General features: G+C 38.1%; 17 protein-coding genes, 1 tRNA gene and 1 other annotated feature. Of the genes, 7 read left to right on the forward strand and 11 right to left on the reverse strand.

The window, feature by feature from the left end:
- Positions 1 to 72: 72 nt before the first annotated feature.
- The 3 genes from CC90_RS0115540 to CC90_RS0115550 form a co-directional block, all read right to left on the reverse strand.
- Positions 73 to 294, reverse strand: coding sequence for a hypothetical protein (locus CC90_RS0115540; RefSeq protein WP_031391660.1), 222 nt, complete (start codon positions 292 to 294; stop codon positions 73 to 75).
- A 146-nt stretch (positions 295 to 440) separates the two neighbouring features.
- Positions 441 to 818, reverse strand: a complete 378-nt coding sequence (locus CC90_RS0115545; protein WP_031391661.1) for a DUF3783 domain-containing protein — start codon at positions 816 to 818, stop codon at positions 441 to 443.
- Positions 819 to 933: 115 nt separating this feature from the next.
- Positions 934 to 1635, reverse strand: coding sequence for an AlkZ-related protein (locus CC90_RS0115550; protein ID WP_051869657.1), 702 nt, complete (start codon positions 1633 to 1635; stop codon positions 934 to 936).
- A gap of 187 nt (positions 1636 to 1822) precedes the next feature.
- Between CC90_RS0115550 and CC90_RS23280 the strand changes: the two genes are divergently transcribed.
- Positions 1823 to 2485 (forward strand): VanZ family protein, encoded by a 663-nt coding sequence (locus CC90_RS23280; protein WP_031391663.1) that lies wholly within the window; start codon positions 1823 to 1825, stop codon positions 2483 to 2485.
- Here CC90_RS23280 and CC90_RS0115560 read toward each other — a convergent pair.
- The 3 genes from CC90_RS0115560 to CC90_RS0115570 form a co-directional block, all read right to left on the reverse strand.
- Positions 2466 to 4502 (reverse strand): amylo-alpha-1,6-glucosidase, encoded by a 2037-nt coding sequence (locus CC90_RS0115560; protein ID WP_031391664.1) that lies wholly within the window; start codon positions 4500 to 4502, stop codon positions 2466 to 2468. The two genes, CC90_RS23280 and CC90_RS0115560, sit on opposite strands and share 20 nt — an antisense overlap.
- Positions 4503 to 4747: 245 nt before the next feature.
- On the reverse strand, positions 4748 to 5452 hold the full coding sequence (locus CC90_RS0115565; protein ID WP_031391665.1) for a DNA alkylation repair protein: 705 nt from the start codon (positions 5450 to 5452) through the stop codon (positions 4748 to 4750).
- Between the two features lie 21 nt (positions 5453 to 5473).
- Entirely contained in the window at positions 5474 to 6820 is a 1347-nt protein-coding gene (locus tag CC90_RS0115570; protein WP_132038568.1) for a hypothetical protein, read from the reverse strand.
- A 229-nt stretch (positions 6821 to 7049) separates the two neighbouring features.
- On the opposite strand from CC90_RS0115570, the gene CC90_RS0115575 reads away from it, so the two are divergent.
- The 3 genes from CC90_RS0115575 to CC90_RS0115585 all read left to right on the forward strand — a co-directional run bounded on the left by CC90_RS0115575 (position 7050) and on the right by CC90_RS0115585 (position 10841).
- A tRNA-Pro gene (locus tag CC90_RS0115575) sits at positions 7050 to 7123 on the forward strand.
- Positions 7124 to 7433: 310 nt separating this feature from the next.
- On the forward strand, positions 7434 to 9014 hold the full coding sequence (locus tag CC90_RS0115580; RefSeq protein WP_031391667.1) for a DUF342 domain-containing protein: 1581 nt from the start codon (positions 7434 to 7436) through the stop codon (positions 9012 to 9014).
- A gap of 12 nt (positions 9015 to 9026) precedes the next feature.
- A complete protein-coding gene (locus CC90_RS0115585; RefSeq protein WP_031391668.1) occupies positions 9027 to 10841 on the forward strand; it encodes a GAF domain-containing protein in 1815 nt (604 codons plus the stop codon).
- Between the two features lie 244 nt (positions 10842 to 11085).
- Here CC90_RS0115585 and CC90_RS24850 read toward each other — a convergent pair whose 3' ends face one another.
- The 4 genes from CC90_RS24850 to CC90_RS23780 form a co-directional block, all read right to left on the reverse strand.
- Positions 11086 to 11220, reverse strand: coding sequence for a hypothetical protein (locus CC90_RS24850; protein WP_278245481.1), 135 nt, complete (start codon positions 11218 to 11220; stop codon positions 11086 to 11088).
- 66 nt (positions 11221 to 11286) lie between these two features.
- Entirely contained in the window at positions 11287 to 12120 is an 834-nt protein-coding gene (locus CC90_RS22505; RefSeq protein WP_051869661.1) for a winged helix-turn-helix transcriptional regulator, read from the reverse strand.
- 37 nt (positions 12121 to 12157) lie between these two features.
- Complete coding sequence (locus tag CC90_RS22510; RefSeq protein WP_242843214.1) at positions 12158 to 13657, reverse strand: IS1182 family transposase; 1500 nt, start codon at positions 13655 to 13657, stop codon at positions 12158 to 12160.
- Positions 13658 to 14030: 373 nt separating this feature from the next.
- The gene (locus CC90_RS23780) at positions 14031 to 14828 is read right to left on the reverse strand and encodes a class I SAM-dependent methyltransferase (protein ID WP_035315771.1); all 798 of its coding nucleotides are present in this window, start codon (positions 14826 to 14828) and stop codon (positions 14031 to 14033) included.
- A gap of 74 nt (positions 14829 to 14902) precedes the next feature.
- Positions 14903 to 15152: a binding site (T-box leader), on the reverse strand.
- A gap of 248 nt (positions 15153 to 15400) precedes the next feature.
- Here CC90_RS23780 and CC90_RS0115605 point away from each other — a divergent pair.
- The 3 genes from CC90_RS0115605 to CC90_RS0115615 all read left to right on the forward strand — a co-directional run bounded on the left by CC90_RS0115605 (position 15401) and on the right by CC90_RS0115615 (position 17549).
- A complete protein-coding gene (locus CC90_RS0115605; RefSeq protein WP_031391670.1) occupies positions 15401 to 16126 on the forward strand; it encodes a class I SAM-dependent methyltransferase in 726 nt (241 codons plus the stop codon).
- A 245-nt stretch (positions 16127 to 16371) separates the two neighbouring features.
- Positions 16372 to 16983, forward strand: a complete 612-nt coding sequence (locus CC90_RS0115610; protein ID WP_031391671.1) for a hypothetical protein — start codon at positions 16372 to 16374, stop codon at positions 16981 to 16983.
- Positions 16984 to 16988: 5 nt separating this feature from the next.
- Positions 16989 to 17549 (forward strand): hemerythrin domain-containing protein, encoded by a 561-nt coding sequence (locus tag CC90_RS0115615; RefSeq protein WP_031391672.1) that lies wholly within the window; start codon positions 16989 to 16991, stop codon positions 17547 to 17549.
- A 401-nt stretch (positions 17550 to 17950) separates the two neighbouring features.
- Here the strand turns inward: CC90_RS0115615 and CC90_RS0115620 are convergent, their stop codons facing one another.
- On the reverse strand, positions 17951 to 18511 hold the full coding sequence (locus CC90_RS0115620) for a TetR/AcrR family transcriptional regulator (protein WP_031391673.1): 561 nt from the start codon (positions 18509 to 18511) through the stop codon (positions 17951 to 17953).
- Positions 18512 to 18535: the final 24 nt, after the last annotated feature.

Raw genomic sequence — 18535 nt, forward strand, 5'->3', positions numbered from 1 at the left:
AAGCAGACAGGCATACGAACGAATGAAAAAGGTTCCAACACGTTTGTCAACCTGCCAGAACCTTTCCATTTCTTATAAGATGCCCGGTCCGTCAAAAAGATTCCTAAGCGCTGCATCATCATCTTCCGCAAGGGAATTGACGATACGATCCATTTCTCTTTTCGATTTTACCTTCCTGCTTTTTGCAATTGCCTGTTCCTTTTCTGCCTCGGTCATTTTAGCAAATCTGTCCATTGCACTCTGATTCATGGCAAGAGATAGTCCGAAGCCTATGGGAAGCTGTTGATTATCCATAATTTCGCCCCTTTCAAATACTTTCTGATGCTTTTTTCCATGAACCGTCCGTTCATAATGAGTAAAAAACACTCATGGTTAGTATTTGAAAACAAAGGCTTTATCAACCATCCTCTTTTTTCCATGGATGCTATTTTTCGGAAATTTTATTTTTTCTGCATGGCTTCATGCTCTCTTTTCAGCTCTTCAAAAAGTTGCAAGGCGTTCCAGAAACGGTTTGTTGGAGTAAGCACCGCTTTGCAGTTTACCCTCTGCACCTTGTTTTTGCGAAAACCGGCTAACACATTGTCAATCTGCTCTCCCGACAGCCCTGCAAATACCATCATCTCACTGTCCAGTTCATTTCCCTCGTACCTCTCTTCCAAGGCTTTCACTTCCTCGTCTCCCGCATAATAACCGATAGGATTCAGATATTCCTCCTTCGGAATTTCCTTTATCGAGAGGTGCTGCACGAGCAATATTCTTTTTACCTGTTCCCTATAAAGTTTATCCTGAAAATTATATAATAAAACTGTTGCTTTCATAGCCCCTGCCTCCTGATGTTTTACGTATTATTAAATCGGATAAGTATTTGATTGGAGCACTATCTGGTTGATAAACGTACCCTAAAATAAATATCTGATTAGACAAATATATAATTTATATGCCATAAATAAATTTTTCTATCTTCTTTTCTTCAATATTAGGATTCAGCGTGTATAAGTGGCTTTCTATTTCTCTATAAGCGTTTCCCGGGGTAAGCCGAGCCGTGTTTCCCGTGATTTCCCCGTCAAAATATTCCTCAGTAGTACAAAACACGGTAGATGACCATCCATATTCCTGTCCTTCGAACGATATTTTCCTCGCTCTGCCGCATACCGTGATGAACATTCCCATTTGCAGCTCCGTAATAGCGCGGTCAAACTTGGACTTGTCCTCTTTTTTCACTTCGCCTATTTTTTTGATTGCATGAAGAGGAATCGCCCCCTTGTCGGAAACGATTTTATATATCTTTTTTGCATAGGTGCTTATCTTTCCTTCCTCGTAGATTTCCTCAAAGCTCCTTCCCTTCCTTCTCGCTGCATAGAAGTAAGGGTACCATTCCTTCGTAATGTATCCGCTCTTTTTAAAAAACAGTTTTCCATATGCAATATCGTCGAATTCATCCAATACCCGGATTCTCCATTCCCATGGGTCGGTATCCGGCTTTTCCGTATGCCACTCGATTTCCTCTCCGAACAGACTGCATAGGGAAAAAATTCCTTCGTCGTTTTCTCCGCCCATACTCATTCCTGCCAGGCGCAGGGCCGAAACAAAATCTTCATAGCAGTGTATTGATGGTATTTTTTTCATTTTATCCATGAATCAGGCTCCTTATTAAAATTTATAAATTATTAAATATTATTTGAAATATACAAATTGTGCTTTGCGAAAAAAAGCGTATAATGGTAGCAAGCATCGTAACTTTTAAAAAACAGTAAAATTTTTAATGAAAAATTTACACTTATGTATTATACTATTCTTTGACGCTACGGTCAGGAGGAGATTTATGTCGGATTTTACGGTTTTAGTTGTTAATACTTTTTCTGCATATATAGGGGTTATTCCCTTTCTTATTATATTGCAAATATTTTTCTGGAAGTATAAGCTCCCGAAGCGCCATCAGTTCGGGCTTTATATTTATTCCTTAGCTATCTGCACCATTTTAATGGCCTCGGATACCCCTTCCTTATATCAGGTGGATTTCTATCCGACCTTTAATTTCATACCCTTTTACGGCTTTGGGGACAATTTAGAGCATTACATTCAATGCTTTTTGATATTTTTACCCTTCGGTTTGCTGCTCCCGACCTTATGGAAGCAGTTTCAGCCTGCAAAGGAAACGCTCATCTCCGGCATTTTGTTTTCCTTATTAATAGAAATATCACAGATATATTGTCTTGCTACTACCGCGACCACGGATATCACCGACGTCATTATGAATACCCTCGGAACCTTGTCCGGTTATTTCATCTTCCTTCAGGTGAAGGATATGCGTTTTATGGGCCGGATGTGTCTGGATTCCGAAGATACCTCTCTTAAGAACCTTTCCAGATTTGAGGTCTATATTTACCTCTTTACCCCCTGGCTCATTACCTTCTTGCTGACACCCTTTATATCCAACGCAATTTGGGATTTTCTCTGGGATACGGTCATCGGTATTCCTCTCTAAGAATGTCCTCCGTATACGCTCTCAGTATCTCGCCTACACTCCATGCTTGTGCGTAGCATCCTCTGGAAATATGGGGGGAGTCCCCATCGAAAATCTCTGCAATGGAACCGATGCACCCATCCCACATATGATCTTCTGCCGGCTCTAACAGCTTTCTTGCAAACAGCTTGCTCTCTTTACTGTACCCGTTTACCTTCACATACGCGCTGATAAAACCTCCCAGCGGAAACGCCCAAGCAGTTCCCTGATGATATGCCGCGTCTCTGTCATGCAACTTCCCAAAGTAAATACCTTTATATTCTTCGTCCTCAGGGGATAGAGAACGAAGTCCACAGCCCGCATAAAGATGGGACCAGACAGTTTCCACTACCCTTCTCTCCTTCTCCGGCGAAAGCATAGTGAACGGAAGAGATACCGCCCATATTTGATTGGGTCTGATTTGCCCGTTATTCCGGATCTCCTCATTTCTTTCTTCCTCAACTACATCGTATAAGCACTGCTTTTCCTCGTTCCAAAACTTCTGACAGAAAGATTCCTTTACAACATTCGCAAGCTCCCTGTATTCTTTCGCATCCTCCAGATAACGCTCCGCCAAAAGCTCCATTACTTTTAGCGAATTATACCAGAGCGCATTGATTTCTACAGGCTTGCCGTGTCTTGGTGTGACTACCCAATCATCCACGCGGACATCCATCCACGTCACTTGGTCCAAATCGCCGCCTGCATGAATCAAGCTGTCCTTATCCATGTAAATGTGAAACAGCGTTCCTTTCTTATAATAAGATATGATTTCTTTCAATTTCGGATAGATTTCCTCTTTCACAAAGAGATAATCCTCTTCCCCTCCCGTGTATTTCAAGTACATATATACTGAATAAAAATACCATAGGGATGCATCCACCGTATTGTAAAAAGGCGCCATCCCTTGGTCGGGAAACATATTCGGCACCAGCCCGTCCTTTACATACTTTGCGAAGGTACGCAGAATCCCTCTGGCATCTTCATACCTCTTCGTCGCAAGCGTCAGTCCTTGAAGAGCTATCATCGTATCCCTGCCCCAATCAGTAAACCATGGCATGCCTGCCAGAACGGTCTTACTACCGGTAGATACTCTGTCCACGATAAAAGCGTCCGCCGCCTGAACAAGCGCATCCGCGAATTCATCCTTATAACCCGCCTTATGTATTAAAGCCTCCATGCGTTTCTTGCCAGCTCCAATAATGGAATCTGCGGACTGTATTTCCTCCTCTTCATCCTCTTTCTGCAAATAGCATATAATAGACACGCTCTTTTTCTCATAGGGTTTCAGCGATATCCGTATATCATAGGGCGTAAAATTATTGTCAATGGAGCTCATTCCCGTATCGATCTCCGTTTGCAGCTCCATATCGGTATCATACCTCTCGTTTCTCTCTGAAATATCTCCTTCCGATACGCTGAACTTAATTTTATAATTCTCATGAGCAACACTGTCAGGGCCTTCCGGAATCAAAGTAATAATCTGTCCATCATAGCTGGTTTCAAAACAAAGCTGTTCCGGAAGGGAAAAGCCGCCGTGATCTCTGAAATTGAACAACGGGGTTAAACAGATTTCTGAATGCCTGCTGCCATTTTCTACTTCATATAGGATAGCTATCTTATTTTTTCCATGCTCCATGGCTATTGTCTTCGTAAGAAATACATCCTGCACCCGATAGGTGTAGGAAGGAACCGTATCCAAGACGAAACGCTGCAAGTATTTTTGCCCCTCCTCCAGGACATTTCCCTTTCTCTGTACAGCCGCCAGAGAATATTCCTTATCCTCTATGCGAACGGTTTCATTTATGCGGGATAATACCAGATGCCGCTCTATCGGCGCATGAAGACTGGCTATCAAAAGTCCATGGTGCTTACGAGTATTAGCACCTATGAGGGAGCTTCCCGCATACCCTCCGATTCCGTTAGTAATCACCCATTCCCTCTCTATGCCCGCTTTAAAACTCTTAAAACTTCCTTGTCCGTATTTTCTTGTTATCATAATAAAGGTCTTATCCTTTCCATTTTTTTGATATCTTATTTCTATATTGTTCATTCTTTCCGTGGAATCATTCTTTTTACAGAATCTCTTTTTTCGCGAATTTATTCTTTTTACAGAATCACTCTTTTCACAGGCTTATCCTTTCACAAAATCGGCCTTTTCGCAGACTTATTGCTTTCACAGAATCACTTTTTTCGTAGTCCTATCCTTTTCACAGAATCACCCTTTTCACAGACTTGTTCTTCTCACCGTTTCATTCTTTTCATCATTTCCTTTTCTTCTTTTCCAACGCTTCGAAGCTCTGTTATCTTTTGCAGCGCTTTATGATAAGTGAAATCATCCAGGCGGTTATTTTTCAGATATTCCATCGTCTCCTTGGGATGTTTCCCATAACAGAGAGAAATGGCCCATGCCACCGCCATCTTCACGTAATACCCTTCATGATGAATCTCATCGAATATGAGGAATAAATCATTGATATAATTGTCACATATGTAATAGTTTAAAAGCATGACCACGCCGAAGCGTATGGCAAATTCCTCGTCCGAATGCAAATATTTTTGCAGCCATTCCCACGTCTGCAAGGGGTACTGCGCTGTAAGTTTAAGTCCACCGCAAAAGCTGTCACAGACCGACCAATTATCTATCTTCGGAATAAACCTTTCCGCATAAGAAAAAATATCGGATATATCTGACTTCATATATCCGATAATCATTCCCTGCAGCATAATTTCCTCGAACAGTTCCTCTTCCGTATTTCTGCAAAGAGCAAAGCTTACATATTCTTCACCTTCACACTTTACTATCCTCTTTGCCATTTCCCGAAGCTTGGGGAGACGCACTCCCACAAAATTCTCTGTTCCGGGCAAAAGCCGGATTTGGAACTCCCGATATTTTTCATCTGACAGACCATATATTTCTTTTCTTATTTCTTCTAATCTTACATTCATCCCCACAATAAACATTCCCCATCAGCGGTCTATGATTTCATTAATATAGCTTGCCGCCTTCACGGCTCCTACATTGTTCACATTGGCATAATCGCTGAAGCAGCAGTCGGGAAGAACGACATCCATCATATCAACAAACTCTGCCCCATACTTTTGGCAAAGCTCTCTCACAAAAGCCGCCAGCTCTTCATAATAAGACCTCTGCATGTGCTCCATGTACCACTTGGTATAAGGAGGGAGGAAGAAAATCGCCTGGATTTCCTTTCCCTTGCAGAACCGGGCATAGCCTTCTAACAACACCTTGTTTTCCAATAAAATATCCATAAAGGGCCTGTTGTATAGCTCGCTGATCTCTCTCCGGTTCAACTCCACAGTTTCCTTGGAGCACGCATTTTCATCGAAGACATCCATAACGTCTTCCGTCTCGTTCTTCATACTCTTCTCGAAAACCTCATACCACATGTCCATATCCGCTTCATCGAAATATTGTCTTATCTTCTTATCCTCGGATTCATAAAGATTCGCAAAAAGTTCGGCATCCTCGCAGTTGTGCATTGTCTTCACAATGGGATAATAAGCCAGACAGCGTCTCCACTCCACCCTGGACTTGGAGGCATCGTATCGCAAGGAATACGGGGCTAATCCGATAATCGCATATTTTATGCCGGGCATGGATTCGTGGGCATGACAAAACATTCTAAAATCATAGAAAATATCCTGACCGGTATTTGTCAAAGAAACTGCTCTCGTATGCAACAGTTTGCTTTGGACGGCGCTCTTCACGTTGGCTCCCCCGGTCACAATACATTTTACTTTAGGATCGCATTTTCTCTTGTACTTCATATAGACTTCGTAAAATGATGGAAACACTACGTACTTATATTTGAGGTAATCCCATATCTTCAGGATTTTTTCCTTATGTTCTATATCTGGAAGGTCATAAATCTTTAAGGGTTCGTCGCAAAGTATGTACAAATCATATTCATCAATATAGGCCGGATTCAGCGAACGCCAGTCGAAAACGCAATAGTTGCTCCTGCGCATCTTATCCTTCACTTCTCCGGTCAGCCAGTTGTCTCCGTAAACGACACATTTGGGGCCTTTCAGGCTATGGTTAATGCTCAATATGTCCTTCAAAAGCTTATGATAACCGCTGATGCATTCCTCATTGATTGTATCTCTTTCCAATTCATAATAAAAGGCTTCTATCACTGCTATAAGTTGTTTCTTCTGATTATCCGGCAGATAAACGAGGCCTTTGGCATATTCTTCTACTTTTTTCAGTTCCTTCTTCCGAAAGTCTTTTCCCAAATTAATATTTAAAACCATGTTAAATGCCGATTCTAACAACAAAAATTTACTTTCCATACCGATGCCTTCCATTTCTTTTTTCCTGCTGAGTGTTTTCTACTCATTTATAATATAGTCTAACATAGTCCTTATCGGCTTTCAATGTTAAACGACAGCCTTTGCCCTTCAAATGTCATAAATTGGAATAAAAAGCTGATTTAAAAATATTTAAAAATGTATAGCACAATCATTGACAAACGGGTATAAAATATTGTATTATTTTATGTGTTGCATTGAAAATTTTTATCGAAGCGTGGCTCAGCTTGGTAGAGCGCTGCGTTCGGGACGCAGAGGTCGTGGGTTCGAATCCCGTCGCTTCGACTATTATGAAAATCCATGAAAGTCAGTATGTATACTGATATCATGGATTTTTTATATTCTTTAAATTGAGTAGGTAAATTTTAGGAAGTTCACAGTAATCTTTCGGGAGCGCTTTGACACGAACCATCTTTGTCCATTAGGGCTGAATAGAAACTATTTTACAGCTTAAGGTGTAAATTTTTATATAATTTTTATAATTCGTGGTATAATAAAACATAAGTATATTTAAGATTAATATCATATAAAATGACGGTATCTATACACATAATACAAATTCAATTAATAATAGTATCAATGTTGGAGGATAAACATGGAACTGGAAAATAATGATTATTTTATATTATATGAATCAAAAAAGTGTATCTATATAAAAGTGAAAAAATTAGGCTTTGATATTAAATCCTTTAATGATATTTTTGCAAGGCAAAGTCAAATTACAATTACCAATTTCTTAGATTTAAAAAATGCTTTGGATTTCGGTACCAGAGAACCAGTACAAGTAGGCGTTTTTATGCCACTAATTGAAGTTTGGACTTCTTCTGATGATTTGAAAGTTTATATAACATTAAATATAACCAAAGAAGAGATTGAAAATGACAAGAATAATATCTTATCAAAAATTATATTAGAATTAAAAGATAAAGGCATAACTCATGGGATCAAAACAGAGGTTTTAAATACGCAATTAGAGCCAAAAAAGAAAATTCTTATCTGTGAGGCCGAATTGCCCCAACACGGTATTGATGCAGTAATACGATATATAGACTTACCAAAATTTCAACCTAAAATAAATGATAATGGATCTGCTGATCACTATGATATGGATTTTATTAAAGAGGTTAAACAAGGAGACTGGTTAGGCGAAAAGGTTGTTGCTATGGAAGGGAGTCCTGGTACTAATGTAAAAGGAGTTACTCTTGGTAGCAAACATGGGAAGGACAAGCTTTTAAGATATGATTCCCGTTCTGTTGAAGCGGTAGCAGAGGGGAACAAAATAATTCTCCGTGCAAAAAAAGATGGTGCGGTCACTTTTAAAGATGGGAAAATATGTGTTTTAGATCATTTAGTTATTCCAGGAGATGTGGACTATAGTACAGGGAACATTGAATTCAGTGGTAATGTTACCGTTAAAGGTACTGTTCAGGATGGCTTTAAAGTAGTTGCAGATAAGGATATTTCCATATTAGATGAAATGGGAATTGGAGCTGTCGAAAAGATTCACTCCACAAACGGAAAAATTTATGTTAAAGGTGGTGTTTCGGGTAAAGGGAAAGCAATTATTGAAGCTAAAAATGGTGTTTATATAAAATATGCCAACGAATGTACCGTAATTTGTGATAGAGATATACATATTGGTTATTATTGTATAAATAGTAATATAAAAGCTAATAACATTATAGTGGATTCAGTCAGAGGACGTATTATTGGTGGCACATTAAGTGCGAAGGCGAAAATATCCTCCTATACTATAGGTAATGCGATGGAGAAAAAAACATTTGTCAATGTTGAAGGCTTTGATCGGAAAACTATAAAAATAGAACTGGATGGCTTATTATTAAAGTATAAAGAGTATTTAGAAATCTTAGATAAAAATCATAGAACTATGGTCGTCTTTGAAAATTGCTTAAAGGACCGTATAGATTTGACAAATACAAAAGATTATATGCAGTATGTTGATGCAAATGAAGAAATACTTGCAAAAATAGGTGCATTAGAGGAGCGACGATTAGAGTTAATGAAAATATTAGAGTCAAGAGGTGAAGGTGAAGTAGCTGTTTTTAAAAAAGCCTATCCCAAAACCTTTATTGAGATTAAAAAAATTCAAAAAGTTATAGAAGAAGCTACTTGCGGCACATTCTACAGCCAAAACAACAAACTACATTTAAGTTAGAAGGAAAAAATCTTGATTAATGAAAAAGATATTACAAGTACAATTTATAGGTATGAGGCTTTATTACAAGCTATTGATTTTTTTACTCAAAGGTTTAATTTAGACTATTTAAGTGAATTTGCATTTGAGTTTACCAATGAGATTTTAACCCTAAACTCTTCGGCTTTATTTCTTAGAGAAGGTAATGATTATATTTTAAAAAAGAAGCGTTACTATACATATGATGATTATACCATCAATGGAAACTTGAATATTCATGACATAGCATCCTTACATGGTAATGTCATCACTTCAGATTGCCATAATTTCTTTAATAATGAGGATATTAATGCTTTTAATATAGAATTAGTCATACCATTGATTATTGATGACTATTTGTTTGGATTTATTATATCAGATGGGAAGTCCATCGGGAGCATCAATAGTTCAGATATTACTATAGCCCAGTCACTTATGAGCTTATTCAATAACTCTTTAGAAAATAGTAAGATCTTTGCAGATTTAAAAAGTAAGAACAAAGTACTTGATGAAAAAATATTTAATCTGTTTGCCATTAACCAGAGTGTAAGAATATTGTTATCTCAAATTGATTTACAATCCTTATATACTATGTCTATAGATATATTTAGCGAAATGACTGGTAGCCGTGTTACTTCCATTGGTATTTATGATGAAAAATCACATTGTATTAAAATACAAGGTTACAGAAATATTTCTACCTATATTACATATTATACAGAGTTCCAACTGTATTCAAGAAAATGCTGTCAAAATAAAATTGTATTTAATGTAGAAGAAGACCAAGAAATCCTTAAGGAAATCTTTGTAAATTATGAAGAATTTAAAATGTTGGATACTAAATATGTTGTCTTAATTATTAAAGATGAGTTATTAGGTATGATTACTTTAAGTGACTCGGTTTTACCAGATGCATATAACTGTTCTGTATTTGAATTATTAGAAACGTTAACAAATTTTACCTATATCGCCTTGTCTAATGCTATCTTATTTCAAAAACTTAACGAGCAAAAAGAGCTGGTAGAGAAAAAGTTTATAACATTATCTAATTTAAATAAACTTGTTAAGAATATTAACGGATGCGAAACATTAGATGAATTATGTCACTTAACTTTACATACCCTTAGATTATCCTTTTTTGTTAAAAAATCCTTTATCATATTAAAAAAAGATGCTAACTATGAGGTACAGAACTCTATTGGTTTGGGTTCTTTTGACCATGATATCATTATAAATAATTGCTGGAAGGATGCTTTAATGGGTGATTGTATCTATGATTTTCAAGCTAGTAGTCCACAACTCTTTTTTAATGATCAGGTTGTTGAATGGCTTGGAGAAACTAATTGTATCGTAATAGCACCTATTCATATGGTCAAATCCAGCTTAGGATCGGAGTCATATCCAATGGGATTTTTAGTTGTTGTAGAAACGAATGAAGGTCTTCAAGACGAGGAAGTACTTCTGATTGATACTATTTCTAAGAACATATCCCCTATTATATATCATATGAAAGCAATGTTGGAACTTAAAAAAGACTATATAGAAGACCCTAAGGTGATTTTTCTTTCGGCATTGAAAGAGAAAATCATCGATTTTCAAACTTATGAAGTGGAATTTGAATTATACTACAAAAAAATAGAACAACATCCATTTGAATCAACAATAATTCCAGAACTTGAAGGGGCTGACTATTATAAAATAGATAATTATGTTTTTGTCATAACCTATGATAATCTGGATAATTATGATTTTGATAAACTACCTATGCCTAAAAGTATAGAGGAATTTCTAGACTATGATTATGTATAACTTTAAATCTTAATGTTGTAATTTGTTCTTAATATATAAAACTTCTGTTTCCTGCCTATGTTCAATGCGGCAAACCACAGACAATAAAAAGACCACTCATTTTCTTCCTAAAAGGTTGAATACAAGTGGTCTTTCGTGCTATTGATTTGTATCATAGTCGTTGGAGCAGTGTCAAGCATTCCACATGTAGGCCGTTGAGGGACAAATCACCCTAACAGCCTTTTCACTTCTCATTCTTAACATTTTAAATATTTAGATAGTATTGCAGTGCATTTTCCATACAAATCACTATATCTGGAAAAAGCTGTGCTATAACGGTTGCTTCATCAAAAGCACGTTCATCCTGCCATTGGTAATAACCAAACTTAATTTTCCCCACATACCCTTCATCAATCAGTCTTTTAGGAACCGGTTATAAATTTTATTTCCTATAATAAATTCAAATTCATAATATTTCCCAGTATCCATTTCTATTAGTTCCATGCCGTGTAACTTTATTATCATCTTTCAGCTTCTTCATATAATATTTAACCTGACTAGATGACCATCCCAATAACTCTGTAATCTCTTTTGTTTTAATATCAGGCTTTTCTGCTAACAATTTTATTAATCTTTCTTCAAGATTCTCTACAATTTGGTTTGATTGGTCTGATTGGTCTGACTTATATTGACTATTCGAACCATTCATTTTTTCATTTAGCAAATCATATGAATATTTCTCATTCAAAGGAACAATTATTCTAAAAACATCTCCTTCAATAAACTCCGGTTCTTGTCCCGAATAATACTTCGAATACTTAAACAAATTTCTAACTCCTGATCCTAGTCGATCTAACCAGCCAATACTTCTAAAGAAGGAAGCAATAATTGGATTCTTTGGATTTGGCTCTATATTTTCAGGAGTAATCATTCCGTAGATTTTTACGTTCTGTACCTTCCAAGAAAAATTTATCTGGCAAATGCTTTCTCGCGCAAGATTATATCCCTTTTCTCCGGTAGCCCGGTCTGTTCCGTAAAGCCCTGCATTTCTTAAAAGTCCCTCATCAGTCATTGATTCCCATCCATGTATACCTTCAATATTATTTGTAGCCATTTTTCGGATACGTGGTAATAAATCAATCCTTAAATCATTTAACGACATATATGGGAAAATTCTTTTTTCTGTAAATATGTTTTGTTTACTAATGTACATATATGCAAGCTGTGATGTCGCGGTTACTTTTACATCAGCAGAGGTCGCAGGTTCGAATCCTGTCGCTTCGACTAGAAAAGACATCATACTATGTATGGTGTCTCAGACTGTAGACAAAGCGGAGTTAGGATGCAAATCCTAACTCTATTTTTCTTATCCATTGAGGGATTTTATATATTTGTGACCAGAAACCTGAATCAGTATCGTTTACGAGTCCTTTTCTTTCCTTCATTTTTGCCAACTTCTTTAAATTCATACAGGCAAAGGTAAGCCCGACCTTCATTTCCATCCGGGCTTTTCCAAACATCTGTGTATAGCGAAAACCATGATTCTCCTTCGCAGTTCCAAATAATCTTTCTATGGTTTCTTTTCTCTTTGCATAGAGTTCTTTCATTCCATAAGTGTGACGGATTTCTTCGCATCGCTCCAAGTACGGTTCCCAAATATGCCGTGTTACCGTTTTTACATGATCTTTGCTACCGGTACACCGGGAAAGGGAAGGACAGCTACCACAGGTCTCCCCGCAGCTCTTATATTCCCGATACCCATTCCGGTTTGTGGTCTTATAGGTCAGGATTTTATCACCGGGACACAGATAGCAGTCATAATACTCATCGTAAACATACTCGTACTTCTTAAAGAATCCTTCTTTGGTCATGGGAGCCTTGTAAGGCAGAAGCGGACGGATCCCGTCATCCATCAGAAGTTTTGCAATTGCTGGCGTTTTGTATCCGGCATCCGCCACTAGTGTTTTTATTCCTATGTTTTTTATCTTATCGTACAACTGCGGAAAGGTCCTGCTGTCATGTTCATTGCCCGGATGAATGGTATATCCAAGGATCCATCCGTTTTTATCACAGGCGGTTTCCACGGCATAGGCAAATACATGCTTATGTTCCCCTTTGCGGAACCATCCGCTTTCCGGGTCTGAGGTGCTGCACTTTATGGTCTTGGTATCCACGAAAGAAGTCTTTTGACCTTCCTCGGAAGAGCTTCCACCGGAAGGGGGACTGGGATCGTCATCCTTGTCCTTTTCGCTGTTCTCCTTCAGCGGATTCTTTCCATGGGCCTCCCGGTCCTGATTGATTTCTTTCTTTAGCAGCTCTTCGTAAAACAAAGCTTCCTCATGAGCGATCCGCTTTTGTACCCTTTTATTGTTTGCCCTTGCTTTCACATGGGTGGCATCCACGAAGACTTCTGTAGGGTCCACCAGCCGGTAACGGTAACACTCGGCCAGAATCCTTGCAAAGATCTGTTCAAAAAGATCCGTATCCTTGAACCGTCTGGTATAATTCTTTCCAAAAGTAGAAAAGTGGGGAACGGGATCGATCATATCCAGTCCAAGGAACCAGCGGTAAGCTACATTTACCTGAATCTCCTTACAGGTCTGGCGCATGCTTTTAATTCCATAGAGATACTGGATAAACGGAAGCTTGATCAACATGACCGGATCCATACTGGGACGGCCGTTGTCCGGAGAGTAGGATTCCTCCACCAGTCCATAGATAAAGTTCCAGTCAATGGCTTGGTCAATGATCCGCAAAAGGTGATCCTTTGGGACCATGTCATCCATACATAGGAATTGAATCTGTTCTCTTTTTTTATCTGCATTCTGAGTCATCATAAGTATGCGCACCGCCTTATTTTGTTACTCCCATTGTACCAAAAAAGAGCCCAAAAGTCTGCATGTACACTGAACTTTTGACTCTTTTTACAGAAAAAGCCCACGCAAGTGCGTGGGACTTTGTCTACAGTCTGAGACATCATACTATGTATGGTGTCTTTTTTTCTTTCTCTCTATATATTGTATCTAATTATTTCTTTTTTTGTCTTTTTATTCTTTTAGGAGCTATTCCGGAGTCATGACTTTTCCTTTATCTCTTAAATTTTTTTTAAAGGATTAATGCAGGAATAATAGTAACAATGGGGAGAGATTAAATTATCATCTCCCCGCTGCTTTTGTGTATGCTCGTATAATGTAGTAGTCACAATATTCTCTACTTCTTTCCAGCGACTATAACATGATTGCTTGCCCCAAGTACAGATTTTTCTCTGCAAATACTATAGTGATATTCGCACCAAATATTAAATTGGTCTTGCGTCCAGGCATCTGCTTTACTGGCAAACTGTGGTGTCAATCCGTCCTGTGCAAAATGATCAACGATAATTAATCCGGAGTCTTCATATAACTTTTCCATTTCATCTGCTGTGGAATAATATGTATCAGTCCAAAAGCATTTATCATCATTATGATGTAATTCTCCTGTTTGGATTAATTGTTTTGCTAATTTAGTATCAAGAAAATTAGTGTCTTGCATCGCAACATATTGAAAAACATAAAATCTTGGAATATATGCTGTCATTAATATTCCACCCTTCCTTAGCACCCTCAAAGATTCTTTTAAACACTGTAGCCGCCTTTCTTTATCAACAAGATGGTAAAAAGGGCCCATGTTCAATACAATATCAAAACTCTCATCTGCAAAACGACTCATATCAGTTGCGTCCATTACTTCTATTCTCATTTGATATCCTTCTTTTGCAGCTTGACTTTTCATGATCTCAACATGGCGAGGCGTAATATCTGTTGCTACAATCTCATGGCCTGCATTTTGTAAATAGAAAGCATATATTCCTGTTCCGGCAGCACAATCGAGAATTTTCTTTTTGCCACCATCTAATAATTCATTCATTATTCTGCTTGTTGTAATGAACTCGATTTTTCTAGCTTTATTTGTTGTTAATCTGTTTTCTTCATGATAATTTTCATAACTTTCTACAACATAATCTCTCATTGATATGCTCCTTCCAAAAAATAAAAATTCTTTTCAAAAAATAGTACTAAAAAAGCGCCCTCCTCCCTTATAACTTTAAGGACGAGAACGCTAAACGTTTCGTGATACCACCTTAATTTACTTGTATTTCACAATACAAGCCTCATCGAGTACATAGTAAATCTATACTCTAGCGCTTTAACGAGCGCACACGGTGTAGCCTTAGGGATTCCCTTCGGTACACAGCTCCAAGACCGGTTCAATATTCCTTCAATAAAGTTTTACACCAACCAACCTCTCTCTGTAATCTTCAGAATATTTACTATCTCTTTTCAACACTTTTTTTGATTATAGTAAGAATAAATTTATATGTCAATTAGTTCCCTCAATTTTATTCAATAAACTTAGGAGTATAATAGGCAAAATTATATGAATTCTATTATAATAAAAATTTGCTGCTGAAACATTTGTCTGCAACAGTGGACGAAGACACTATTATTCTATAACAAATCATGGTATGATGGATTCAAATTTTATTGTATTGTTAAGACAAACAAGAACTTCCGACGGTGATTAGGCGAATAGGTGAATATATGAACAACATTTACGATGATAAATACTTTTTTGACCAATATGCAAAGATGTCCCGAAGTCAGCATGGTTTATCCGGCGCCGGTGAATGGCATCAGTTTAAGGCTTTGTTTCCCGATTTGAAAGACAAAACCGTACTTGACCTCGGATGCGGCTACGGCTGGCACTGCAAATACGCAGTAGAACGCGGAGCAAAACAGGTATTGGGCATAGACCTGAGCGAAAAGATGATACATGAAGCAAACGAAAAGAATGCTGATTCCAAAATTATCTATCGGGTCTGGGGTCTGGATGATTATGATTATCCTGCCGATTCATATGATTGTGTAATTTCCAATCTGGTGCTGCATTATATTGCAGACATTGACACTATTTTCAAAAAGATATTTCGAACATTAAAAACAGGTGGCATTTTTCTTCTCAACATGGAACATCCCGTCTTTACCGCAGGCGTGCAGCAGGATTGGATATATAATCCGGATGGCGAACCGCAATATTGGCCTGTGGATAATTACTTTTATTCCGGAGAACGGATTACGCATTTTCTCGGGCAGAATGTTACGAAACAGCATCACACTCTGACTCAGATTCTGACGGGCCTTATAAATGCCGGATTAAATCTCCAAGTTGTTGAAGAAGCGGTACCCAGTGCCGACATGATGAGTCTTCCCGGCATGTCAGATGAAATGCGCCGCCCAATGATGTTACTTATTAAATCGCTTAAATAAAGGGCTCTATAATCTCGGCTTTCTGAGGTAAGCTATGGGTAATCATCTGCTATATTAGAAAATTTTTTCCATAGTTCTTATAAAAATACTGTTATTTTTAGAGAAATTCGTAACAAATGTTACGGATTTTTTTATTTTACCTTGTTATGATAAACACACAGTGACAAAGAAAATAAATCAAACAATTCAGAGACTATAAGCGAACCTTTTACTTTCATAGCCTCTTCGACAGAAAGGATTAGACTATGAGTGCTTTTTTAGGGCCGATTCACTACTGGTTATACAATAAAATCAAACTTCAGGAAGAGTGGATTCACAATATTTTAGAAATCTCCGTACAAGAGGGATGGGAGGACATATCTGAACAAAAGCTGGATACGGTATGCGGTAAACTGGAGCTGGCCCCGCTGGAAGAAATTATCGACGGTAGCAATATCCATGGCTGGCTCCAGCAGAAAATAGGAATCAGCGAAACCCGGCTGGCGTTTCTGGTTACCGGTTTGTTGAATGTAGATGCTTCCAGACTTTCTGCCTTGAAACAAACTGCATTCCGGTTCGGAGAAAAGCATGCCCTTCAAGACGGAATAGGTGCGGACGATGCTTTTAAGACCTTGGAAGATACCTTGTTAGATGGTATGCCATGTGACCACGTTAACAGTGTAGCAGAACGTGACGCGGACAAAGTTATCTGGCAAAAAACGCAATGCGTGCATCACGAATATTGGGACCGGGCAGGAGGCAATATATCAGTATACAATGCTCTTCGAGGAGAAATTATCGCGGGAATGCTTTCCCACAGTGGTCTCGATTTTCACATCTTAGAGAACAATAAATATGAAATAAGCAGAAAGGAGTAATTACTATGTACAGCGTAGAATTAATGGTAGAGGAACACAAGAATATTTTGAAACTTCTCACGGTTATACAAAAAGCCTGCTGCGGCATTCTGAACGGGCAGGAGGTAGACGATGGTGATTTTCGCAAGGTAATCGAATTTGCCCGCAATTATGCCGACAAGCATCACCACGGCAAAGAAGAGCAAATTCTGTTTCAGGAAATGACCGATCGCTTGGGGCAAATCGGGATTAAGTTAATTCAGCAAGGTATGCTGGTAGAGCATGATCTGGGGCGACTGCATATTTCAGAACTGGAAAAAGCCCTCGATCAGTATAAGGACGATCCGCAGACCGCATTCAAACTCGGCATTCTGACTGAGGCCATGGGGTATGTAAATTTGCTTCGGCGGCATATCGATAAAGAAGATCAGGTTGTCTATACCTATGCAGAAAAAAATTTGCCACCGGACATTTTAGAGTCGGTAGACCAGCGGGTAAAAGTATTTGAGGCAGAAGCAGATCAGAATCAGGTGCAAGAAATATATTTAAAAACCTTGCAAGAGCTTGAAGCGAAATATCTTGATTGATATCTATAACTTCGATTGAAAAAAGCACCGATTGTGAAAGGGATTATTATTATAATCCATGTTCCGAAAAATCCTAGGTACCGACAGTCTGTTATTACAGAATAAAAGAAATAAACAGATAGAATAGAGAATAACGTAAGCGGCAGACTTCCCCTATACATCGAAGAACTGCCGCTTTTCCTATAGTTTTACCTTTTCATATATCATATGCACAGAACGTTTATCATCTGCGCAGAATGCTCTATTTTGTTACGATCGTATGCCCGCTGCTTTTATTTTATCCTAAGACCTTGATTGGGTAAGCAGTCCAAAGTCCCGATAACAGTATCCGTTATTCTTATTTTATCGTTACCGTCAAATCGGTAATCGTTGTTCTGTATGCTTGTTATTTGTGGACCAGATTACCTGTTCAGGTAAGCCATACGGTAAATGGTTTCAGCCATTTCCTTGGCTGATTTCATCACATCATCCTTCAGCCAGTGCTGGAGCAGTCCAACGCTTCCCGACACCGCATAGATAAAATAATATTCTTTCGTTCCTATATCGGCATTTTTATCGGGGAAAAGCGATATACCGCATGACTCGTATATCATCGCAAATAGTTGCTTTTGAAAATTGATATCACCCTGTTCGCTCATAAGTATTTGGATATGATTCCTGTTATCGATAATATATTGAAAAATCTCTTCCAGAAGTTTCATCATCTCATGTTGGTCTTCTTCCCCGATAAGATTAGAAATAGCCCCCTTTGCATAAGAAAGGCATTCTTCCTCCATTTTTTGAAGAAGGTCATACTGGTCGGTATAATGCGCATAAAAGGTAGTACGGTTGATATCCGCATTTTCACAAAGCTCTTTTATCGTTATCTTGGCAATTGGCTTTTGCTTCATAAGCTCCACCAGGCTATCCTGTAAAACCATTTGTGTATAACGCGTCTTCCTGCCTTGTTTCATATCTTTCATAAGTACATCCCTTCCCTATATCCA

It is taken from the genome of Kineothrix alysoides, assembly GCF_000732725.1.
Taxonomy (GTDB): domain Bacteria; phylum Bacillota; class Clostridia; order Lachnospirales; family Lachnospiraceae; genus Kineothrix; species Kineothrix alysoides.